Consider the following 21,219-nt stretch of genomic DNA (forward strand, 5'->3'; position numbering starts at 1 on the left):
GCGGGAGGCCGGCCTTTTCTTTTGCCCTTCCGCGCCTCATCTCCCGGACATGACCGACAATCCAGCAATTCTAGCGGCGACCCTCGTGGTGATCCGTGAGGTGGATAACGGCCCGCCCGAATTGCTGATGATCGAACGGCCGAGGACCATGGCCTTTGCCGCCGGGGCAATGGTGTTTCCCGGTGGCCGTGTCGATCCTTCCGACTGGGCGGGAGCAGGTTCAGAGGCGCATGCCGCCGCCCGCGCCGCGGTTCGCGAAACGGCGGAGGAAACCGGGCTGCGGATCGAGCCGGGCAACCTGCTTCCCTTCGCCCGCTGGCGTCCGGACAACGTCCGCCACCGCCGGTTCGACACCTATTTCTTCATCGCCCCCTGCCCGCCTGACCCCGGACCGCTCCTGCCCCAGCCGGGGGAATGCGAGCGGGCGGTATGGATCTCCGCGGCCGCCATGCTCGACGAAATCGCCGCCAATCAGGCCAGCGCCATCTTCCCCACCATCCGCAACCTCGAGCGGCTGGCCCAGTTCGCCTCCTTCGCCGCAATCCGCGACCATGCCGAGGCGCACCCGGTCGAGGTGATCAGCCCGTGGATCGAGGAGCGGGAGGGCACCCGCTTTCTCGTCATCCCCGATCATCTTGGCTATCCGGTTACGGCCGAAAGGCTGGATCGCGCGATCCGGGCCTGATCCGGGCCGGACGCGTTGAAGCAGGCAATGCTCAGCGCAATCCGGATCTTCCTTGCCTTCACCGTCCTGGCCATACTGCTGATCAAAGGCTCCGCGTTGCTGCGCGGGCGCGGGCAGGACCTGCCTTGGGCGCAGCTCGACCTCGCCGCCCCTCCGGGCCGCTTCACCGCCGGCAAGATCGCCGAACTGGGAGAGGACGCGCCGCGCTGCCGCGCCCTGATCGCAGCCGCCGGCAACCAGAGCCGCCCTGCCCCCTCGCGCCGCGAGTCCGACAATTGCGGCTATAATGACGGGACCAGGGTGTCGCTTGGCATCGCCCCCTCCCCCGGCGGGCTAATCACCAGTTGCCCGGTCGCGGCGGCACTGGGTGTGTGGGAGCGGCAGGTGCAGGCCGACGCGCAGCGGCTCCTGGGGTCCGGAATTGCCCGCTTCGTCCATGCCGGCAGCTATTCCTGCCGCCGCCTCTACAATCGCGGGGGCGGGCCATTCAGCGAGCATGCCACCGCCGATGCGGTCGACATCCTGGGCTTCGAACTGACCGACGGACGCCGCATCTCGCTCCTTCGCGACTGGACCGGCGCGCCGGCCGACGCCGCCTTTCTTCGCGCCGCCAGGGATTCGGCCTGCAGGGTCTTCAGCACCGTTCTTTCGCCCGATTACAACGAGGCGCACCGCGACCACCTGCATCTCGATACCGCCGACCGCGGCCCGGCCGGCTGGCGCGCCTGCCGCTGACCGACGCCGAAGACGAATCGATCCAGTTCAAGGACTGATCGCACCACAAGCGAAAGGGGCCCGCCTTGCGGCGAGCCCCTTCATCATCAGCAGCGCTGGTAGACGCGCTTACGACAGATGCTTGGACAGGTGCTTGTTCATCTCGAACATGGTGCAACGGTCCTTGCCGAAGATCTTCTGCAGCTTGTCGTCAGCGACGATTTCGCGCTTGTTCTGAGGATTCTGCAGGTTGTTCTTGCGAATGTGATCCCACACCTTCGACACCACTTCGCTGCGCGGAAGCGGGTCGTTTCCTACGATCTTGGCGAGATCCGGCGAAGGTTGAACGGGCCGCGCAAGACCGCCCCCTGCCTTACGACCAGTCCCGCTCGATTCCTTTGCCATACGGCCCTCCTGTTGGTTTCGGCAGAGAGATAGAGCGCAAAGCGCGTCCCTCTGCAAGAGGCTCCTACGAGAGAGCGGCCCCTCTGTTCCGCAAGGGGAACGGCACCACTCGATTTTGGCTGTCATGGCCAATATCCGCGCGGCCGCCATACGGCACGCCCGCCCGCTCGCACCAGTGCCGCGCGACGGCCTCCGGTTCGGCCCCGAACGGCCGGTCGTTGGCCTTGAGCGCGCAGCGTCCAAGCCGCAGCTGGCGGACCCTGGCGAAGCCGGGCTGGCCCGTGACATGGAACAGGAATCGGTCGATCCGGTAGAGCTCCTCGTCGACTTCCTCGATCAGCAGCTCGGCGCCGGTGAAGTCGGGCTCGAGGTCGGTACCCATCAGGCTCGACAGGACGACCAGGTTGAAGGCGAAGGCCGGACCATCGAGGCGCGGCTCCAGCGCATCGAAATCGTTTCTGGCCAACCAGCGCAGGGTACGCATCACGGCGTCCTCGCCATCCTTGCGGAGAATGTCCTGGACCATCGGTCCGTGCGCCACCGCAAGCCCGGCCTTGTGCAGCGCCGCGAGCAGGAAGCCGCCATCGCTGAAGCCGACGACCCGCTTCCATCGCGCGCCCTCGGGCAGGTTGCGCACGGCCTCGGCGGCGATCCGGTTGGAGCCATAGCCGCCGCGGGCGAACCACACCGCGTCGATGCCGGGATCGGCCAGCATTTCGGTGAGCGCGCCAAGCCGCGCTTCGTCCGGCCCGGCGAAATGCCCGTCCTCGAGAAAGCATTGGGGATGGATGACGAGGCTTGCCCCGACCTGCCCTGCAAGCGCCTGCACCCGCTCTGCCGCTTCGACCTTCAACGGGCAGCTTGGCGCCACCACTCCGATCCTCATCGCGCACTCGCTCCGTTGCCACTGGCCCGCCGCCTCAATAGGGGCAGGCCCATGACCTCTTCCAGCACCTTCTTCTGCGGCGTCGGCGGCAGTGGCATGCTTCCCCTCGCCTGCATCGTCCGCGCCCGCGGCGGCGCGGTCGTCGGCTCCGACCGGGCGCTCGACGCCGGCCGGCTGTCGGCCAAGTTCGATTTTCTCCGCGCACAGGGCATCGCGCTGTTTCCGCAGGACGGCAGCGGGCTGCGCCCCGGCATGACCCTGGTCACCTCGGCCGCGGTTGAGGAAAGCATTCCCGACGTCGCCCGGGCGCGTGAGCTTGGCCTCCCGCACCTCACCCGCCCGCAATTGCTGGCCGAGCTGCTCAACGCCGCCGCCGCCAGCGTCGCGGTCGGGGGGACCTCGGGCAAATCGACCGTGACCGGTATGATCGGCTGGATCCTCCATCGTGCGGGCCGCAACCCGACAGTCATGAACGGCGCGGTGATGAAGAATTTCGTCTCGCCCGAAACGCCCTTTGCAAGCGCGCTGGTCGGCGATCCCGACCTGTTCGTCAGCGAGGTGGACGAAAGCGACGGCTCGATCGCGCTCTATCGCCCGACAGTCGCGGTGCTGAACAACGTCAGCCTCGACCACAAGGAAATGGATGAACTGCGCGCGCTGTTCGGCGGCTTCCTGGCCGCGGCGACCATCGCCGTGGTCAACCTCGATGACGAGGAAAGCCGGATGCTCGCGCCGGCCGGCGCCACCGGCTTCGCCTTCGACGGCGCTGCAGCGGTCCGCGGCTCCGGCCTGGCGCTGGGGGACGAAGGCAGCCGCTTCACCGTCACCACCGGCAGCGAAACTGCCGACGTCCTGCTCCCCCTTCCCGGCCGTCACAACGCGGGCAACGCGCTGGCCGCCCTCGCCGCCGCCCAGGCGCTCGGCGTGCCGCTCGACGCGGCCGCACAGGCGCTCGGCTCCTTCCAGGGCCTGAAGCGCCGGCTGGAGACGGTCGGCAGCGCGAACGGGATCACGGTGATCGACGACTTCGCCCACAACCCCGACAAGATCGCCGCCACCCTCGCGACGCTGACCGCGCGCTCCGGCCGCCTGCTCGTGATGTTCCAGCCGCACGGCTACGGCCCGCTGGCGAAGATGGGCGACGAGCTTGCGGCGACCTTTGCCGGCGGCCTGCGCGAAGGCGACACTTTGATCCTGTCGGACCCCGTCTACCAGGGCGGCACCGTGGACCGTTCGCGCGGCTCCGAATGGCTGGTCGACGCGGTGCGCAGCCAGGGCGGCGGGGCCGAGCATGTGCCCGAGCGCCCCGCCATCGCCGCGCGGCTGCTCGAGCTTGCCCGTCCCGGCGACACCATCGCGATCCTCGGCGCGCGCGACGACACGCTCAGCGAATTCGCGGCCGAACTGATCGGGAACCTCGCCGCACGCGGCTGATTGAGCCCCGCATGACCAATGGCTGGAAACTCGACCGCGAGATGCGCGAAACCCTGCTCCGCGACCACCCTCCGCGCTATGCGGAGGTCGTCGCCGACCATGTCACCCTCGACGTCCGCAAAAGCGATCCGCCGCACGAGGTGAAAGCAGCGATCGTCGGCCGGACCGATGATGACAGCGGGGTCGAAGCGATGGTGGTGACTATCGACGGCACCGTCGACCGCCCGGACGGATCGACCTATCACATCACCTGGTCGCTCGCCCCCGGCCGCAAGGCGCGCGAAAGCAACGACGTGCTGAAGGAGCGCGGCTGGAAGGAGCTCGACCATCCGGTCCCGATCACCGTGACCCCGGCCCGCCTCTAGTGACCGAACCCAGGCTGTTCCTCGATTGTGACGGGGTGCTGGCAGATTTCGATGCCGGCGTCCGGGCCCTGCTCGGCACCGATGCCGCGACCTTTGAGGCGGAAAATGGCAAGGGCCAGTTCTGGAAGCGGCTTGCCCGCGCGGGGGACTTCTACGCCGCCCTGCCCAAGATGCCCGACGCCGACGAGCTGTTCGCTGCGGTCAGGCACCTGGCTCCGACCATCCTCACCGGTCTTCCGATCGGCAACTGGGCTGCACCCCAGAAAGTGGCGTGGGCCGCCGAACACTTCCCCGGCGTGCCGATCATCACCTGCATGGCCCGCGACAAGCATCGCCACATGGAAGGCGCCGACGTGCTGGTCGACGACAGCGAACGCCACATGGCGGCGTGGGAAGCGGCGGGCGGGATCTACGTGCTCCACCGCAGCGCGCGCGACAGCATCGCGCGGCTGGCGGAAATCTATCCCAGCGTGAAAGCCTGACGCCGAAGCGGCGACGGGCGTGGCTCAGGCGGCGTCCGCCATGTCGACCTTCTCGACCCACTCCGGCCAGAACACCGGCTCACGGTTCGACCAGCCGGGCGCGGTGGCCGCGCTTTCGCTGATCGACTGCAGCAGCAGCCGGCGGCGATCGGGATGGAGATGCGGCAGCGCCGACGCCGCGCAGAAGGCGGCGGGCAGCCACGGGCGGGCAGCCGATCCCAGCAGCCGCTCGTAAAGGAAACGATAGGCGGCGAAGTTGGGGATCCGGTCCTGGCCGAGGTCGAACGCCGTCAGCGTGATCAGCAGGCCCATAAACGGGTCGATGGTGTCCAGCCCGCTGTCGTCCGGCACCTGCATCCGAAGCGCGTCAAGCTGCTTGTAGAGCCGGCCCTGGCCGCGGATCGAGGCGGCTTCGCCCTCGTCGCGCGCCCAGCATTCGAGCGCGTCACGGCGGCCGAAGGCGATGTCGAGGCTGCGACGGATGTAACGCTGGGTCGCCTTGGGAAACCCGGCGAACTCCTTCATCTCGCTCAGCAGCAACGCTCCACCGGCAGGCTGCGTCGAACGCGTCGTCATGACCCCAGGCTCCTATAACTCGGGCTGAAAGCTATGACAGTTGAAGCGTTGCAAAGTGCTTAACCATCAACCCAACCCCGGTTCATATTGAAACCGGATTGAGTGGTGATTGCACGTGCTTAATCGAACAGCCGCGAGATGACCCGCGGCTGTCGCAATCCTGCAACGCAGTGATCAACTCACCTTGACGGTCGGCTAGCCGTCCTTGGCGGGAAACCCGCTCGAGGGAACCGGCTGGTCGCTCGACCCGGGCTGGGACGCGGATGGCGGATCCGATGCGTCCATTGATTCATCGCTGCCCACGTCGACCTTGGCATCGTCGTTGCCCGGATCGCGGCGCAGCTTCTTCTCCAGTTCACCATCGGGATCGGCAATGTGCACGGCCGGCGGCGTGTCCTTACCCCTCTCTTCGCTCATTCGGTCATCCTTTCGCCGCAACAACGTTCTCCCCGCCGTGGCCGTTCCGCTTCGACCAATGGTCATCGCTGTTCGGCAACCGGCGGCCGGCCGCTTGCGCGGCGGGTCGGCCCCCGCCACGATGCCGCGCATGAACATGCCCCTCAGCAGCGACCGGCTGATCTTTGGCGATGAGCTTGCGCCGCGTCGTTTTGCCGACTGGCGCCTGGCTGCAAAGACCATCGTGGGCTTCTGGGCGATTTACATCGCCACCATCGTCATTCGCGCTTTTCTCGGCAGCGATCCGACCACGATCCTTCTGAACAAGATGCTGACGATCCTGGTCGGGGTCGTGCTCACGACCCTGATTTATCTGGCGATCGCGACATTCGCGACCGGACCGGCGATCCGCCGCAAGGCCGTCGTGGCGAGTGCGGCAGTGGTCGTCGCCAGTCTCGTTCATGCCGCGATCCTCGTCCTGAGCGAAGGCCAGCAGAAGACCAGCAAGGAGGAATTTCGGATCCAGGGTCGCGACGGCGTCGTCCTGATCCAAAAGGAAGGCAAGGTGCGTATCGAACGCAGCGCTGCCGATCCGGTAGTGTTCACCATGCCAACCGTTCAGGACATGGCCCAGCGCGACAAACTGCGCCTGGCTGCCGATGCTGCGGTCATCTGGCTGTTCTTCTTCGGGGCTTGGTCGGCCGTCTATCTGGCACTTGTCAGCCAGCGCCAGGCGCTCGACCTACAGAAGCGCGCCGCCGCCGCCGAAAGCGCGGCGCAGGTCGCGCAGGTCCGGGCGCTGCGCTACCAGGTCAATCCGCACTTCCTGTTCAACACGCTTAACAGCCTGTCGAGCCTGGTCATGACCGGCCGCCCGGAAGAAGCCGAGGAGATGATCCTCAAGCTGTCGACCTTTTTCCGCTCCAGCCTGTCGATCGACCCCACCGCCGACGTCAGCCTGGCCGAGGAAATCGACCTGCAGCGGCTGTACCTCGATATCGAGCAGGTCCGCTTTCCCCGCCGCCTCAATGTCGAGATCGACGTCCCGGAAGGGCTGGCTTCGGCCCGCCTGCCCGCGCTGATCCTTCAGCCGATCGTCGAGAATGCGATCAAGTACGGCCTCGGCAAGACCCGCGACAAGGTGACGCTGCGCATCGCGGCGGAAGAACCCCTGCCCGGCCGACTGCGGATCGAGGTCGCCAACTTCGGGGGCACGATCCTGAAAACACCGCGCAAGCCGGTTCCGCCGGCCGGCACGAAGGTTGGCCTCGCCAACGTCGCACAGCGCCTCAGCGCCCGGTTCGGACGCGCCGCGGGGGTCGAGCACGGCCCGCTCGACGGTGGCGGCTACCGGGTGGCCCTGACCTTGCCGACGAGCCGCATCGATGGATGATCTCCTCCTGAAGACGCTGGTCGTCGACGACGAGCCGCTCGCCACCGAGCGGCTGCAACTGCTGCTCGCAAGGCTTGGCGGGATCGACCTGGTCGGCACCGCAAGCGACGGCGAGGCCGCCTGCCGGATGGCCGAAGCACTTCGTCCCGACCTCCTGCTACTCGACATCGCCATGCCGGGGATGGACGGGATCGACGTCGCCCGCGAGCTTGGCCGTTCGGCCGGCCGGCCGGCGGTGATCTTCGTGACCGCCTTCGACCAGTTCGCCGTGTCGGCCTTCGAGGTCGAGGCGGTCGACTATCTGGTCAAGCCGGTCGATCCCAAGCGATTGGAGCGCGCCCTCGAACGCGCCCGCGCCCACCTCAGTCGACGCGGCTCCGGCGCCGAGGAGGCGGCTCCGCCGCCCGGCAGCCACTTGGAAGAATTCTGGGCCTCCGACCTCAGTGGTCTGGTCCGGATCCGCGCCATCGACATCGACCGCGTCTCGGCCGAGCGCGACTATATGCGGCTCCACGTCGGAACGCGCAGCTGGCTGATCCACCACAGCATGGCGGCGCTCGAGGAAGGGCTCGACCCGGCGCAGTTCGTGCGTCTGCACCGGTCGGCCATCGTCCGCCGCGACTTCATCAGCGGGTTCCAGCGCAACGCCTCGGGCCGGTGGATCGCGCGGCTGGCGGACGGCACCGAGCAACCGGTCGGCCGCCTCTACGCCGACTGCGTGCGGGAGATTGCCGGACGCTAGTCCAGTAATTCCTCCGCCACCGCTCCGCGCTCCGACACCACGCCGGTCACCGCCACGTCGAGTACGACGTTGCCGAGCGTGCGGAAAGTGTCGGGAATGGTTTCCAGCGCCAGCAGCAGCGCAAGCGGCTCGATCGGCACACCAAGCGCAATGCTGATCGGTGCGATCGAGGTGACGAAGCTGATCTGCCCGGGGAGGCTCACCGCACCGATCGAGGCCATGGCGGCCACCGCGATCCCCGCCACATAGCCGGTCGTGCTGATCTCCACGCCAAGCCAGTGCGCGACATACAGCGCCACGCCGATATTCATCGCCGGCCCCGTTGCCCGGAACAGCGCGACGGCAAGCGGCAGGACGACGTCGGCGTCGCGCTGGCGGACCCGCAGGTCTGCGGCGCCTTGCAGCATCGCCGGCAATGACGCGAGCGACGAGCGGGTCGACAGCGCCACCACCGAAGGCCCGGTGATCGCCTTGAAGAAGGCGGCGGGTGCGAAGCCCGCGACCAGGATTGCGATCCCGAACCCGACCAGGGTCAGGACCACGCCCAGCGCGGAGATGATCAGGACATAGTGGACCACGGCGCCAAGCGCCGATCCGCCCGCCCCCGCGCCGACCGCGAAGGCCAGCGCCAGCACGCCGACCGGGGCCAGCCACAGGACCCAGCCGATCACCCGCAACATGGCGTCCGACACGCCTTCGAAGAAGCCCAGCACGCCTGCCCGCCGCGCCGGCTCGACCCTGGCGAGCGCGAAGGCGAACACCCCGGTAAAGAAGACCAAGGGCAGGATATGGTCGTTGGCCGCCGCCGCGATCGGGTTGGGCGGGATGATCGTCTTGAAGAAGTCGGCCACGGTCGGGACGGCAGCGGCGGTGGCCGCCTGATCCACTCCGGCAAGACCAGCCTGGAGCGCCTGTGCGGCGGCCTGCGGAAGCGGGAAGACGCTGAGCAGCGCCGGGGTCATGATCGCGCCGAACAAGGCCGAGAAGATGTAGAAACCGATGAACCAGGCGACTGCACGGGCAGCAAGGCCACCGGCCCGCGCCGCATCGGCGCCCCCGACGACGCCGACGATCAGCAGCGCGACGATCAGCGGAATGACCGTCATCCGAAGCGCGTCGAGCCACAGGCCGCCGATCAGCCCGGCCGCCTGGACCAGCGGCTCTTTGATCCCGTCGCCCATGCCCGCGACCAGGATCCCCAGCACCAGGCCGACGATCAGCGCCGCCATCAGCAGCAGTGCACTCTTGCCGCCGGGACCCTTGGGTCGGTCGGCGGGCGCAGCGGTTGCGTCAGTCATTCTTTGTCAAACTCCAGGCGCGAGCACGCTTGGCTCCTGACTAGCGGCCCGGTCGGACCGTGCAAGTGGCCGCACCTTGCGCGGTCCACCGCTCTGCCGCTGCGGCCCGGCTTAATAAAAGCCCCCTCCCCCCGAACCAGCCGGGGTCTAGGCGCGTTGAGGCCCGGACAGTTCATCCCCCGTGAATTGAACCAGAGGAGATTTCCATGATCGGTTCGGACAACAAGGGCGTCGCTACGCTCGAGACCCTCACCACCACCCTGATCGACAGCGTCAACGGCTATCGCGACGCCGCGCAGAACGCCGAGGGCACCCGGTTCCAGGAACTGTTCCGCCGCAACGCCGACGAGCGCAGCCGCATCGCCGAAGAGCTTCGCAGCGAAATCCGCCGTCTGGGCGGTAATGCGCCCGACGACGGCAGCTTCCTCGGCGCCACCCACCAGCGCTTCCTCGACCTCAAGGCTGCGGTCACCGGTCGTGACGACAAGGCGATCATCAACGAGGTCGAGCGCGGCGAGGACTATCTCAAGGAAAAGTTCGAGGCCGCGCTTAACGCCACCGACGTCGCGCCGGAAACCCGCACGATCATCGAGCGCGCTTATCAGTCGGTGCGCCAAGGCCACGACCAGATCAGCAGCCTGAAGCACGGCCTGGAGGCCTGACACCATGGGTATCTTCGGCAAGATCAAGGACGCGATCTTCGGTCACAAGGATCCGGGACCGGGCCATCGCCCGACGATCCCGGCCGGGATGGCCGGCGGTCCGCCAGCCCAGCCGCAGCCGTCGGGAGGCCAAGCCATCGGTCAGGCCGACACGCAGGTTCAGCCCGCACCCGCACCCGCCTCCAAGGAAGTGGATGTCGAGCAGGTGCTTGCTGACATCAGCACCCAGCGCGGCAATCCCGACCTTAATTACAAGACGTCGATCGTCGACCTGATGAAGCTGCTCGGCATCGATTCCAGCCTCGAGAACCGCAAGGAACTCGCGCAGGAACTCGGTTACACCGGTGAGCTAAACGGCTCGGCGGAGATGAACATCTGGCTGCACAAAGCGACCATGAAGCAGCTTGCTGCCAATGGCGGCCGCGTGCCGGCGAGCTTCATCGACTGATCGAGTTCGGGATCGGCGGAAGCATAAGCGCTTCCGCCGATTCTTACCTCAGCGCTTCGGCCCGTCCGCAAGCGCCGTCGTGACGACCATGCGCATCTCGCTGTCGCCCGGCACCTCATACTGCCCGATGCGCGACCCGACCACCGAACAGGCACGAACGGTCGGCCCCGGAAGCGGCCGGTAATCGAGCACCGAGCAACCCATCACCTGCCCGCCTTGCGAGACCTGCAACCGGGCCAATTCCCTTGAGATTACCCGCCGCCCTGGCCCGTCCAGATCGGGCCAGGGCGCCGCAGCATCGCGGATCAACCTGACCTCCATCGTCACCCGCGTCGCAGTGCCGTTCGCTGCTTTTTTGATCGCCTCGAAATAAGGCTGCGCCGAGAGCGTGGCACCGCAGTCTGGCGCGGCACGGCGTCCGACCTGCCCGCCCATGGTCACTTCCATCTGGCAATCGCTGGGCGTGCCGTCGGGGGCGAGGCTGAAACTGCTGACGACCAGGTCCGGAATGGTCTGTCGCATCGGCAGCCGCCAGGTGATCCGCGCCGACATCGTGTCGCTGGTCGGCTTGCCTGCCGCGTCCAGCGCCGGCTCGAAGCGAGCGCGGCTGGCCATGATGCGGCAAGTCGTCGAATCGAGTGATGCCGAGCCGCTTGATTTTTCGATCACGCAACTGGTCACCCGCCCGTCGGGCCCAATGGTCAGCTTGAAGCCGGTGGTCCCCTCTTGTCCGGCGCGGATCGCGTCACGCGGATAGTCGTTCGACGTGACGTAGCTCGCAAGGTTCGCGCGCGGCCGCGCGATGTAGCGACCGTGCGCAAGCGGCGGGGTACGGGGCGCCGCGGCCTGGGCAGTCCCGAGCAAGGCAAGCAGGAGCATGGTCATCACGGGCCCTCACGCGCTGGAGGGCATGGCGCCGCCCCGACGATGCTCAGCCTAGCCCGGACCGCCCGTCACACAAGGGTTCAGCCCTTGGCCGGATCATGTCCCCAGTTCTTGAGGCTGGCCTCCCAGCGCGACCCGTCGGGATGCGCTGGCTTCTGCGCCTTGTGGCGGTGAACATAGCCCGCCACCTTCTTCATGTGGGCGAGATCGTCCTCGTCGAGATCGGCGACCTTTGTCCGAAGCAGGTCGACGATCCGCTTGCCCGACTTGTGACCGACGCTTTCTCCCTTGCCCTTGCCGTCCTCGCCTTTCCAGCCGACTTCCCTGCTCTCGTCGGTGTCGAGCCACTTCTCGAGCTCGGACGGGCTCATGTTGACGGCGTCCGTGAAAGCTTTGCGGATGTCGCTACGTTCGTCGGCGTCGATGGTGTCGGCCATAGGTCTCACTCCTTCTTGGGAGGAGAACGCACGAGCCTCGCACTGGTGCGGCTGGCCTTGAGTGCAGGTCGGCGCCATTCGCGCCTCGCCCAAACAGAAATGGGGCCCGGCATTGCTGCCGAGCCCCACTGCGCCGAGCTTGAGATTGCCGGTCTTCGCTTCGTGCCGACACTCCATCCCGAAGGAAAAGCGTCCGCGTTCCACGATCCTCGCGCACTCGCTCAGGCGTCGCGTCGGTCTCGATCGGCTGCCCGGTCTCCCGAGCTCTTCCCCGAAGCATCCGCCACGTTCCAGCCTTGCGGCCTTTCCGTCGCTTCCACCCGGCTCTGCCGGCGCCTCCCGGATCCAAAAGCTCCAGTCCGAAGACCTTTGCCCTGTCACCGTTCCGCTCCGACGGTCCTGGTCCTCGCCTCCGCTTCGAACTCGCTGCACTCCGAGGAGCGCTGCAACCTTCCAAGCTTCGGTCCGGTCCTGAACCTGCTTCCCGAGTTCTCCCTGGCAAGCCAGTTTCAAACCCGTGTCGCCACCAACCGTCCGTTCGCGGCCCTTCTTGGGACCATCGTCTTTCGCGCTGCCCTGACGCTCCTTGCGGAATGCCCGGCCTGCGGCGGTGAGACGATCATCTCTTCCGGCGCCTCTTGCCGGCTTCGCTTCGAAGATCCTTCGGCCGCTCTGTCCGGGCATCCTGGGGAAGCCCGAGCTTCGCAAACGAATTCCACTTCGTCGCCTTGCCGGCGGAGATCGGAAGTTCCTTTCCTTTCCTGCCGTCACACCCTTGCGGGTCCTTCGGAGGAGAGGGCCGGTTGCCCCCCGATCACCATTGAAAGATGACTCTTTTTTTGATTCGCGCAAAGCGGATTCGACAGCGCGGTGGCTGTGGATAACGGGGATATCGGGTGCAATCGTTTCGCCGCTGTTCCGCCCCGCGCTGTTGCCGTTCCGTTCTCCTCGCCCTAACTGCTTGATCCGTGTCCGAATCCGCTGCCCTGTCGCCCGAGCCGGCCTATCTCGCCAGCCTCAACGCTCCCCAGCGCGAGGCGGTGCTGACCACCGAGGGCCCGGTGCTGGTGCTGGCCGGCGCAGGGACCGGCAAGACCGCCGCGCTGACCGCGCGACTCGCCCACCTCATCGCGACTCGGAAGGCCTGGCCGAGCGAGATCCTGTCGGTGACCTTCACCAACAAGGCCGCGCGCGAGATGCGCGAGCGGATCGCCCGGATCAGCGGCGGCGCGATCGAAGGCATGCCGTGGCTTGGCACCTTTCACTCGATCGCCGCCAAGATGCTCCGCATCCATGCCGAGCTGGTCGGGCTGCAGAGCAATTTCACCATCCTCGACACCGACGACCAGCTGCGCCTGATGAAGCAATTGATCGTCGCCGCCGAACTCGACGAGAAACGCTGGCCGGCCCGCCAGCTCGCTTCCTGCATCGACCGCTGGAAGAACAAGGGACTGACCCCCGACCAGGTCGACGCGGGCGAAGCGGAAGCCTTCGCCAATGGCCGCGGCGCCGATCTCTACGCGCAATATCAGGCCCGCCTCAAAGCGGTGAACGCCTGCGATTTCGGCGACCTGCTGCTGCACATGCTGGTGATCTTCCGCACCCACGAGGACGTGCTGGAGCGCTATCGCACCCGCTTCAAATATCTGCTGGTCGACGAATATCAGGACACCAACGCGGTCCAGTACGAATGGCTGAAGCTGCTCGCAGAGCCGCGCCGAAACCTGTGCTGCGTCGGCGACGACGACCAGTCGATCTACTCTTGGCGCGGGGCCGAGGTCGCCAACATCCTCCGCTTCGAGCGCGATTTCCCGGGCGCCGCGGTGATCCGGCTCGAGCAGAATTACCGTTCGACCCCCCACATCCTCGGCGCCGCCTCCGGCCTCATCGCCAACAACTCGGGCCGCCTCGGCAAGGATTTGTGGACCGAGGTCGATACGGGCGAGAAGGTCAAGGTCGTCGGCGTGTGGGACGGCCCGGAGGAAGCCCGCCGGGTCGGCGAAGAGGCCGAGCAGCACCAGCGCCGCGGCAGCCTCAGCGACATCGCCATCCTCGTCCGCGCCCAGTTCCAGACCCGCGAATTCGAAGAACGCTTCATCGCGATCGGCCTGCCCTACCAGATCGTCGGCGGCTTCCGCTTCTACGAGCGGGCCGAAATCCGCGACGCCCTCGCCTACCTCCGGCTGGTGCAGAGCCCGTCAGACGACCTCGCCTTCGAACGGATCGTCAACACCCCCAAGCGGGGCCTTGGCGACAAGGCGGTGGCGACCATCCACCGCTATGCCCGCGCAAGCGGACAGCCGCTGCTGCTTGCCGCCGCGCAGATGCTCGATTCGGACGAACTCACCCCGCAGGCCAAGCGCAGCCTCGGCCGCTTCGTCGGCGATTTCGCGCGCTGGCGGCAGATGCACCTCGCCGCCGCCGACACTTCGCCTTCGCCCGGCGCTCCGCCGCCGCATGCCGAACTTGCCCGCCAGCTGCTCGACGAAAGCGGCTACACCGCCGCCCTCCAGAACGAACGCACCGCCGAAGCGTCCGGCCGGCTCGAGAACCTCGCCGAGCTGACCCGCGCGATGGAGGAGTATGAGAACCTCCCCTCCTTCCTCGAACATGTCAGCCTGGTCATGGACAATGACGCCGACAAGTCGGGCGACAAGGTCACCATCATGACCATCCACGCCGCCAAGGGGCTGGAATTCCCAATCGTCTATCTCGCCGGCTGGGAAGAAGGCGTGTTCCCCTCGCAGCGCGCGCTCGACGAAGGCGGAACCGCTTCCCTCGAGGAGGAACGCCGCCTCGCTTACGTCGCGATCACCCGGGCGCGGGAGAAGGCGACCATCTTCCACGCCGCCAATCGTCGCATCTACGGCCAGTGGACCAGCAGCATTCCCAGCCGGTTCGTCGGTGAGCTCCCCAAGGAGCATGTCGAGGAAGAAACCACCATGACCGGCGGCGAGAGCCTGTGGCGCGCGCAGTGGAGCGAGAACGGCGATCCCTTCGCCCATGTCGCCGCCCAACGCCCCGACCGCCTCGCCACCCGCGGCCCCGGTTTCGGCCGCGCCGCGCAAAGCTTCACCCCCGTCCCCCAGCGCATCGTCGAGGCGCGCGCCTCGGCGGTCAGCCTCGGCAACAAGGGGCGCGACGACCTCTCGGTCGGCCAGCGGGTATTCCACGGCAAGTTCGGCTACGGCGCCATCGCCGCGATCGAAGGCAACAAGCTTGAGATCGACTTCGAACATGCCGGTCGCAAGCGGGTGCTCGACAGCTTCGTCAGCATCGGCTGAGCCGGAACCCGGACGACGCCGGGGCGGTTGATCCGCCATGTCCGAGACTGCCGAGAAGACCGACCCAGCGCTGTGGGAAAAGGTGAAGAAGCGCGTCACCGCCGGGGACAAGGGCGGCGAAAAAGGTGAATGGTCGGCCCGCAAGGCGCAACTCGCGGTGGCCGAATATAGGAAAGCCGGCGGCGGTTATCGCGGCAAGAAAGACCCGAACAACCACCTCGCCGAATGGACCCGCGAAGAGTGGGGTACCAAGTCGGGCAAGGACAGTGGCGAAACGGGTGAGCGCTACCTTCCGAAGAAGGCGCGCGAGGCGCTCACCGACAGCGAATACAAGCGCACAACCGCCAAGAAGCGCGCCGATACGCGCAAGGGCAGGCAATTCTCCGCCCAGCCGAAAGACATCGCGGGCAAGACCTCAGCCGCGCGTCACGGCGAGCCGACCAAGGCCGACTTGCTCGCCGAAGCGCGCAAGCAGGACATCAAGGGCCGCTCGACCATGACCAAGGCCGAGCTCCAGAAGGCCCTCGCCTAGCGCCGCTGCGGACGCGGTCCGCGCGGTCCCTGGCGCGGCTTCGGCGGACCGCCGCCGGCGGCGTGATGCTCGTCGGGGCTGGTGCTGGCTTCGACCAGGATGCCGTCCTGCGCCATTGCCGGCGAATTCTTGCGCAGCGCCTTGATGAAGGTCTGCACGGCGCGCGGACTGACCTCGAAGAAGCTCTCGGTTGCCGCGACCTTGATCGCGCCGATCTCGCTGCGCGGAACATGTCCGATCCGGCAGATGAGCGGCAACAGCCACCTGGGATCGCCGCCTTGCCGCCGCCCGGCATTGATCTTGAACCAGCCGGCACCTTCGAAGCCGCCATGCTGGGGACGCTCGTCGGCCGAGCCCGGACCGTCGAGCAGGTCCTCCGGCGCCGGAAGGTCGGCGTGGAGCCGAGCGACCAGCGCTTGCGCAACGCCTTGCGGACCGAGCCGGTCGAGCAGCGCCGCAGCGAGATTGGCGTCGCCTTCGTCCTGCGGCTGCGGCTCGTCGAATTGCGCCAGCAGGCGCGCGCGATCCTGGTCGCGGATCGCTTCGGCGCTCGGCACGTCGGTCCATTCGACCGGGATCCGCGCCATGCGAAGCATCCCTTCGACCCGGCGGCGGCGCATGTTGGGGACGATCAGCATCGCAATCCCCTTGCGGCCCGCACGCCCGGTGCGCCCCGACCGGTGCTGCAGCGCTTCGGCGTCGCGCGGCAACTCGACGTGGATGACCAGGCTGACTGACGGCAGGTCGATCCCGCGCGCGGCGACGTCGGTCGCGACCAGCACCCGGGCGCGCTTGTCGCGCAGCGCCTGCAGCGCGCGGTTGCGGTCCGCCTGGCTATGCTCCCCCGACAGGGCGACGGCGGTGAAGCCGCGCTCAGACAAGCTGCCGTGCAAGCGGCGCACCGCCTCGCGCGTGGCGCAGAACAGGATCGCGGTCTCCGCTTCGTGGAAGCGCAACAGATTGACCACCGCATGCTCGACATCGGTCGGGCGGACGGTCACCGCCTGGTAGGCGATGTCACCGTGCCCGGCGTCCTCTCCCACCGTGCTGATCCGCAGCGCGTCGCGCTGGTAGCGCTTGGCCAGCGCCACGATTGGCCGCGGCAGGGTGGCGGAGAACAGCATGGTACGGCGTTCGGCCGGGGCGCCGTCGAGGATTTCCTCGAGCTCCTCGCGGAAGCCCATGTCGAGCATCTCGTCGGCCTCGTCGAGGACCACGACCCTGAGGCTCGACAGGTCCAGGGCCCCGCGCTCGAGATGATCGCGCAGGCGGCCCGGCGTTCCGACCACGATATGGGTTCCGCTTTCCAGCGCCCGGCGCTCGCGCACCGGATCCATCCCGCCGACACAGGTCAGGACCCGCCCGCCGGCATCCTGGTAAAGCCACTGCAATTCGGTCGAAACCTGCAGCGCAAGTTCGCGGGTCGGAGCGATGACCAGCGCCATCGGCGCCAGCGAATAGGGCAGCCGCTCGGCGTCGCCCAGGAGGTCGCGTGCCATCGCCAGGCCGAAGGCGACGGTCTTGCCCGATCCGGTCCGGGCCGACACCAGCAGGTCGCGGCCCGCCGCCTCGGGGGTCGAGACCGCGTCCTGGACTTCGGTCAGCGTTTCATAGCCGCGCGTTTCGAGCGCTCGGCCGAGCGCCGCGGGAAGATGTTCATGAAGCATGGCGCCGCCCATAGGCCGAATCGTTGCGAAAGACCACCGGGGTGGAACCGGCGGCCTTGCGGGGCGCTTGCCTAGTCCCCCAAGGAGAGCCCAGCCCATGCCTACCGCCCAGATTACCCGGATGGTCCTGCCCGACCATGAGTGCCCGTTCGGCCGCCGCGCGCTCCAGCTGCTGCGCGACCACGGCTTCGAGGTGGAGGAGCATCAGCTCACCACCCGCGAGGAAACCGAGGCCTTCAAGGCCGAGCATGGCGTTTCGACCACGCCGCTGATCACGGTCGACGGCGTCAAGGTCGGCGGATGCAGCGACCTCGAGAAATTCCTCGTCGCCCACGCCTGACCAATGGGTCGTCCCGGCCAGCGCCGGGACGACCCGGTCCCTTACTCCGCCGCGACCTTGGTCTTCTTGAGCGCCGCCAGGTGCACTTCCGGACCGTTCTTGGCGATGTCGGCTTCATAGCCCGCCTTGGCCTCGGCCAGCTTGACCCCCAGCGCGTCCATGTCGACGCCGTGGCGCTTGGCCTGGCTGAAGATGCCGGTCAGCCAGCGTTCTTCCTCCCCGACGTGATGCTCGATCTCTTCCTTGAGCACCTTGACCTTGGCTTCGGCGAAGTCGTCGCCCTTGGTGCTCGCCAGGATCTCGGCGATCAGGACATTGGCCGCGTCATGCTCGACATAGGCTTCCTTGAGGTCCGCTTCGTCGACCTTGCCTTCGCAGGCCGGATAGAAATGCTCATTCTCGATCCGGGTATGGACGATCAGCGAGACCGCGATCTTGTCGGCGATCTTGGCCTTCGCCGCCGGCGTCGCGGCGTCCTCATACTCCTTGAACAAATCTTCGACTGCGCGATGGTCGTCTTTGAGCAGGGTGATCGCGTCGGGTGCGGTATCGGCCACGGGTTGGTCTCCGGAAATCGGACTGGATTGTCAGAGGCGAAACCGGATGGCCGCGGCGAATGTTCCGGTTCTCCTCGCCCGACCCTAGCGGCGATCGCCGCTGCCGATGCTGGTGATCTCCTCGGCGACCGGCTCGGGCGTCTTGCCGCCCGCCTTGTCGAGCTCCATCCAGTCGCGGAACTGGAGACCGTGGAGCATGTCCATCACCTCGAACTCCAGACCGCCCGGCTGGCTGGTGTTGCTGTTCCACAGCGCCACCACGCCGCTCTTCAGCGCAGGATCGAACAGGATCAGCGAGCGATAGCCGTTGACGCCGCCGCGATGGCCGATGATCCGGCGACCGGCATAATCGTAATTGCGCCAGCCCAGCCCATAGGTCGCCTCGCCGACCCGCTCCAGGAACTTGCGCATCCGCGCCCGCTCGCCCGGGGTCTTGACCAAGGGCGCGTGGACCTTGTCGAGTAAAGCCTGGTCGAGCACCGCCGGCATGCCGCCCATCTGGGCGATCATCCACACCGACATGTCCTTGATATTACTGTTGACCCCGCCCGCGGCCGGCACCCGGTAATAAGGCTCCAGCACCTCGAGCGGACGACGGCCGACGCTGTGCGGCCTGGCCCAGCTCTTGGCGCTGACCAGCCCTTCGCGGGTGAGGGTCGCGCTGGTCATGCCGAGCGGCCCGAACAATTGCTGGCGAACCGCCTCCTGATAGGTTGTCCCGGTCGCCCGCGCGACCATGTCGCTGGCGCTGTCGAACGCGATATTCTGGTAGGACCAGCAGGTATCGGGCGGGCAGATCGCGTTCAGCGTGCCCAGTTGCGCCCGAAGCACCTGCGGCGATTGCCCCTCTTCCAATTTGTTGTCGAGCGCGTTGCGGTACAGGCCGAGGCGATGGCTCAGCACGTCGGTGACACTGGCGCGATATTCGTTGCCGGCCGGAAGCTTCAGCCCCGGGGCATAGTTCACCACCGGCGCGTCGAGCCTGATCTTGCCCTGCTCGGCAAGCTTGGCGACCATCGTTCCGGCGACGCCCTTGCTGACCGACGCCCAGCGGAAGACGGTGTCGGCGGTGACCCTTTCGCCTGAGCCCTCCACCGTTTCGCCATAGCCCGACAGGAAGGTGATGCGGCCATTCTCGACCACCCCGACGGCCAGCCCGACCATCGCCGGCTTCTCCGCCAGCCGCCTCAGCCGCGCATCGAGCCTGGCATAGTCGACCCGCTGCCGCGCGGCCGGCTGGACCTTGGCGAGGCGCAGGCTTGCGGCACGCACCTCGGCCGCCTGGTTCTGTGGTGATTCAACGGGCTCGACGACCCGGATGCTGGCAATCGCGGCGCCCATCAACAGGACCGCGCCCGCGCCAGCCATGACGCTTTTCTTCAGTGACCCATCCTCCCCGTCCAGCGGCTTGGAGGCAGCACGGCGAAGGCTCAACTCCACCCGTCCGGTGCCTGCGGCGAAACGAAGGTCTTCAGCGACGAACAGGCCGCGAGTCTGGCCAAGCCGCGCAGTCGCCTCTAAACCCGGCGCCATGCAGTTCCTGCGGACGCTCTTCTGGGTGGTGCTGGCCGTGTTCCTGGCGATCATCGCCCGCAACAACTGGTCGGACGTCACCATCAACCTGTGGGGCTCGCTCCAGGCCGACGTGAAGCTTCCGTTGCTGGTGCTGATCGCGGCGCTGCTCGGCTTCCTGCCGACCTTCCTGTGGCTCCGCGCGCGGCTGTGGCGGCTCGAGCGGCGGATCGCCATTGCCAATCCGCCGGCACCCCCGGCCGTAACCGCTCCGGGCGCCGATGCGGGACTGGTGCCATGACCAACGCCATCTACGTCGCCATCGACACACCCGACCTCGGCCAGGCGAGAGCCCTTGCAGAAGCGGTGTCGCCCCATGTCGGCGGGCTGAAGCTCGGTCTCGAATTCTTTGCCGCCAATGGACCGGCCGGGGTCGCTGCCCTGTCGAAGACGGGCCTTCCGGTCTTCCTCGATCTCAAGCTACACGACATTCCCAACACCGTCGGCAAGGCAGTGGCGGCGCTCGCCCCCCTCGCCCCCGCGGTGCTGACCGTTCACGCCGCCGGTGGCAGGGAGATGCTCCAGGCAGCCAAGGCCGCCGCCCCGAACGGGTGCAAGGTGGTTGCGGTGACCGTCCTCACCAGCCTTGATTCGGCCGATCTGGCGGACATCGGCGTTTCCTCCACCCCTGCCGAACAGGTCGCGCGCCTTGCCGATCTCGTCCGCTCCGCCGGGTGCGACGGCATCGTCTGCTCGGGCGAGGAAGTCGCCGCCGCCGCTTCGCGCTGGCCGAAGGGTGTGTTCGTGGTCCCCGGCCTCCGCCCGGCCGGAAGTGCCGTCGGCGACCAGAAGCGCGTACTGACCCCGGCCGAAGCGCTTGACCGGGGTGCCTCGCTGCTGGTGATCGGCCGCCCGATCACTGCTGCTTCCAATCCCGCCGAGGCCGCTCGCGCCATCGCCGCTTCCCTCGCTTCGTCGCCCGCGCTAACCGCCGGCGCTTGAGGCCTCTTCCAAGGACAAGTTCATGAGCTGGCTCAGCCGGGTCCGTAACTCCATTTCCTTCCTGCCCAAGCGGCAGGTCACCGACACGCTGTGGCACAAGTGCAAGAATTGCGACGCGATGGTGTTCACCAAGGAATGGGAGGACAATCTCCAAGTCTGCCCGCGTTGCGACCACCACGACCGCATCCGCGCCCACACCCGCTTCGATCAGCTGTTCGACGATGCGCGGTTCGACCTCATCCCGACTCCCGACGTGCGTGAGGATCCGCTCAAGTTCCGCGACACCAAGCGCTATGCCGACCGGATCAAGGCCGCCCGTACCGCGACCGAGGAAAAGGATGCGCTGCTCAACGCGCGCGGCACCATCGAGGGCCGCACGGCGGTGGTCGGAGTCCAGGACTTCGCCTTCATGGGCGGATCGATGGGGGTTGCGGTCGGCTCGGCCTTTGTCGCCGGGGTGCAGGCCGCGATCGCGGCCCACGCGCCGTACATCATCTTCACCGCCGCCGGCGGCGCG

Annotated in this window: 25 protein-coding genes; 15 read left to right on the forward strand and 10 right to left on the reverse strand. The window is 67.4% G+C overall.

Annotated features, from left to right (window positions below; all coding sequences use genetic code 11):
* The first annotated feature begins 49 nt into the window (after positions 1 to 49).
* Complete coding sequence (locus GGQ97_RS14020; RefSeq protein ID WP_168070510.1) at positions 50 to 685, forward strand: NUDIX hydrolase; 636 nt, start codon at positions 50 to 52, stop codon at positions 683 to 685.
* Between the two features lie 27 nt (positions 686 to 712).
* Complete coding sequence (locus tag GGQ97_RS14025) at positions 713 to 1,420, forward strand: extensin-like domain-containing protein (RefSeq protein WP_168070511.1); 708 nt, start codon at positions 713 to 715, stop codon at positions 1,418 to 1,420.
* Between the two features lie 108 nt (positions 1,421 to 1,528).
* Here the strand turns inward: GGQ97_RS14025 and GGQ97_RS14030 are convergent, their stop codons facing one another.
* Together GGQ97_RS14030 and GGQ97_RS14035 are read right to left on the reverse strand one after the other, a co-directional pair.
* Positions 1,529 to 1,804, reverse strand: coding sequence for an SWIB/MDM2 domain-containing protein (locus GGQ97_RS14030; RefSeq protein ID WP_168070513.1), 276 nt, complete (start codon positions 1,802 to 1,804; stop codon positions 1,529 to 1,531).
* Positions 1,805 to 1,868: 64 nt separating this feature from the next.
* Positions 1,869 to 2,690, reverse strand: a complete 822-nt coding sequence (locus GGQ97_RS14035; RefSeq protein WP_168070515.1) for an LD-carboxypeptidase — start codon at positions 2,688 to 2,690, stop codon at positions 1,869 to 1,871.
* 51 nt (positions 2,691 to 2,741) lie between these two features.
* On the opposite strand from GGQ97_RS14035, the gene GGQ97_RS14040 reads away from it, so the two are divergent.
* The 3 genes from GGQ97_RS14040 to GGQ97_RS14050 are packed head-to-tail and all read left to right on the forward strand — an operon-like array spanning position 2,742 to position 4,971.
* Positions 2,742 to 4,124 carry a glutamate ligase domain-containing protein gene (locus GGQ97_RS14040; protein ID WP_168070517.1) on the forward strand — a complete coding sequence of 461 codons (1,383 nt, stop codon included), beginning with the start codon at positions 2,742 to 2,744 and terminating at the stop codon, positions 4,122 to 4,124.
* A gap of 11 nt (positions 4,125 to 4,135) precedes the next feature.
* Positions 4,136 to 4,489, forward strand: coding sequence for a hypothetical protein (locus GGQ97_RS14045; protein WP_168070519.1), 354 nt, complete (start codon positions 4,136 to 4,138; stop codon positions 4,487 to 4,489).
* The gene (locus tag GGQ97_RS14050; protein WP_168070521.1) at positions 4,489 to 4,971 is read left to right on the forward strand and encodes a 5' nucleotidase, NT5C type; all 483 of its coding nucleotides are present in this window, start codon (positions 4,489 to 4,491) and stop codon (positions 4,969 to 4,971) included. The genes GGQ97_RS14045 and GGQ97_RS14050 overlap by 1 nt, the downstream gene beginning before the upstream one ends.
* 24 nt (positions 4,972 to 4,995) lie before the next feature.
* On the opposite strand, the gene GGQ97_RS14055 is transcribed toward GGQ97_RS14050, so the two are convergent.
* Positions 4,996 to 5,547: a hypothetical protein gene (locus GGQ97_RS14055; protein WP_168070523.1), complete on the reverse strand. Its 552-nt coding sequence runs from the start codon at positions 5,545 to 5,547 to the stop codon at positions 4,996 to 4,998.
* 195 nt (positions 5,548 to 5,742) lie between these two features.
* A complete protein-coding gene (locus tag GGQ97_RS14060) occupies positions 5,743 to 5,964 on the reverse strand; it encodes a hypothetical protein (RefSeq protein ID WP_168070525.1) in 222 nt (73 codons plus the stop codon).
* A 130-nt stretch (positions 5,965 to 6,094) separates the two neighbouring features.
* Here GGQ97_RS14060 and GGQ97_RS14065 point away from each other — a divergent pair, with 130 nt between their 5' ends.
* Positions 6,095 to 7,336: a sensor histidine kinase gene (locus GGQ97_RS14065; protein WP_168070527.1), complete on the forward strand. Its 1,242-nt coding sequence runs from the start codon at positions 6,095 to 6,097 to the stop codon at positions 7,334 to 7,336.
* Positions 7,329 to 8,078, forward strand: coding sequence for a LytR/AlgR family response regulator transcription factor (locus GGQ97_RS14070; protein WP_168070529.1), 750 nt, complete (start codon positions 7,329 to 7,331; stop codon positions 8,076 to 8,078). The genes GGQ97_RS14065 and GGQ97_RS14070 overlap by 8 nt, the downstream gene beginning before the upstream one ends.
* Here the strand turns inward: GGQ97_RS14070 and GGQ97_RS14075 are convergent.
* On the reverse strand, positions 8,075 to 9,376 hold the full coding sequence (locus GGQ97_RS14075; RefSeq protein ID WP_168070530.1) for a dicarboxylate/amino acid:cation symporter: 1,302 nt from the start codon (positions 9,374 to 9,376) through the stop codon (positions 8,075 to 8,077). The genes GGQ97_RS14070 and GGQ97_RS14075 overlap by 4 nt on opposite strands.
* Positions 9,377 to 9,582: 206 nt before the next feature.
* On the opposite strand from GGQ97_RS14075, the gene GGQ97_RS14080 reads away from it, so the two are divergent.
* Both GGQ97_RS14080 and GGQ97_RS14085 read left to right on the forward strand, forming a co-directional pair.
* Positions 9,583 to 10,038 (forward strand): ferritin-like domain-containing protein, encoded by a 456-nt coding sequence (locus GGQ97_RS14080; protein WP_168070532.1) that lies wholly within the window; start codon positions 9,583 to 9,585, stop codon positions 10,036 to 10,038.
* 4 nt (positions 10,039 to 10,042) lie between these two features.
* Positions 10,043 to 10,486: a DUF3597 domain-containing protein gene (locus tag GGQ97_RS14085; RefSeq protein ID WP_168070534.1), complete on the forward strand. Its 444-nt coding sequence runs from the start codon at positions 10,043 to 10,045 to the stop codon at positions 10,484 to 10,486.
* Between the two features lie 48 nt (positions 10,487 to 10,534).
* Here the strand turns inward: GGQ97_RS14085 and GGQ97_RS14090 are convergent, their stop codons facing one another.
* Complete coding sequence (locus GGQ97_RS14090; protein WP_168070536.1) at positions 10,535 to 11,371, reverse strand: energy transducer TonB; 837 nt, start codon at positions 11,369 to 11,371, stop codon at positions 10,535 to 10,537.
* Between the two features lie 80 nt (positions 11,372 to 11,451).
* The gene (locus GGQ97_RS14095) at positions 11,452 to 11,808 is read right to left on the reverse strand and encodes a DUF3140 domain-containing protein (RefSeq protein ID WP_168070538.1); all 357 of its coding nucleotides are present in this window, start codon (positions 11,806 to 11,808) and stop codon (positions 11,452 to 11,454) included.
* A 968-nt stretch (positions 11,809 to 12,776) separates the two neighbouring features.
* Between GGQ97_RS14095 and GGQ97_RS14100 the strand changes: the two genes are divergently transcribed.
* Both GGQ97_RS14100 and GGQ97_RS14105 read left to right on the forward strand, forming a co-directional pair.
* On the forward strand, positions 12,777 to 15,092 hold the full coding sequence (locus GGQ97_RS14100) for a UvrD-helicase domain-containing protein (RefSeq protein ID WP_168070540.1): 2,316 nt from the start codon (positions 12,777 to 12,779) through the stop codon (positions 15,090 to 15,092).
* Positions 15,093 to 15,129: 37 nt separating this feature from the next.
* Positions 15,130 to 15,624, forward strand: a complete 495-nt coding sequence (locus tag GGQ97_RS14105; RefSeq protein WP_168070541.1) for a hypothetical protein — start codon at positions 15,130 to 15,132, stop codon at positions 15,622 to 15,624.
* Here GGQ97_RS14105 and GGQ97_RS14110 read toward each other — a convergent pair.
* The gene (locus GGQ97_RS14110; protein WP_168070543.1) at positions 15,621 to 17,291 is read right to left on the reverse strand and encodes a DEAD/DEAH box helicase; all 1,671 of its coding nucleotides are present in this window, start codon (positions 17,289 to 17,291) and stop codon (positions 15,621 to 15,623) included. The genes GGQ97_RS14105 and GGQ97_RS14110 overlap by 4 nt on opposite strands.
* A gap of 97 nt (positions 17,292 to 17,388) precedes the next feature.
* Between GGQ97_RS14110 and GGQ97_RS14115 the strand changes: the two genes are divergently transcribed.
* On the forward strand, positions 17,389 to 17,631 hold the full coding sequence (locus tag GGQ97_RS14115; RefSeq protein WP_168070544.1) for a glutaredoxin domain-containing protein: 243 nt from the start codon (positions 17,389 to 17,391) through the stop codon (positions 17,629 to 17,631).
* A gap of 41 nt (positions 17,632 to 17,672) precedes the next feature.
* Here the strand turns inward: GGQ97_RS14115 and GGQ97_RS14120 are convergent, their stop codons facing one another.
* The gene (locus GGQ97_RS14120) at positions 17,673 to 18,188 is read right to left on the reverse strand and encodes a hemerythrin domain-containing protein (RefSeq protein ID WP_168070546.1); all 516 of its coding nucleotides are present in this window, start codon (positions 18,186 to 18,188) and stop codon (positions 17,673 to 17,675) included.
* 84 nt (positions 18,189 to 18,272) lie between these two features.
* Complete coding sequence (locus tag GGQ97_RS14125) at positions 18,273 to 19,721, reverse strand: serine hydrolase domain-containing protein (RefSeq protein WP_168070547.1); 1,449 nt, start codon at positions 19,719 to 19,721, stop codon at positions 18,273 to 18,275.
* Here GGQ97_RS14125 and GGQ97_RS14130 point away from each other — a divergent pair.
* From GGQ97_RS14130 to GGQ97_RS14140, 3 genes are all read left to right on the forward strand, one after another.
* The gene (locus GGQ97_RS14130) at positions 19,720 to 20,001 is read left to right on the forward strand and encodes a hypothetical protein (protein ID WP_168070549.1); all 282 of its coding nucleotides are present in this window, start codon (positions 19,720 to 19,722) and stop codon (positions 19,999 to 20,001) included. The genes GGQ97_RS14125 and GGQ97_RS14130 overlap by 2 nt on opposite strands.
* Complete coding sequence (gene pyrF / locus GGQ97_RS14135) at positions 19,998 to 20,702, forward strand: orotidine-5'-phosphate decarboxylase (RefSeq protein WP_168070550.1); 705 nt, start codon at positions 19,998 to 20,000, stop codon at positions 20,700 to 20,702. The genes GGQ97_RS14130 and pyrF overlap by 4 nt, the downstream gene beginning before the upstream one ends.
* A 22-nt stretch (positions 20,703 to 20,724) precedes the next feature.
* Positions 20,725 to 21,219, forward strand: a 495-nt coding sequence (locus tag GGQ97_RS14140) for a carboxyl transferase domain-containing protein (protein ID WP_280740523.1), incomplete at its 3' end; no start/stop codon positions are given.

This window comes from Sphingomonas kaistensis, assembly GCF_011927725.1.
Taxonomy (GTDB): Bacteria; Pseudomonadota; Alphaproteobacteria; order Sphingomonadales; family Sphingomonadaceae; genus Sphingomicrobium; species Sphingomicrobium kaistense.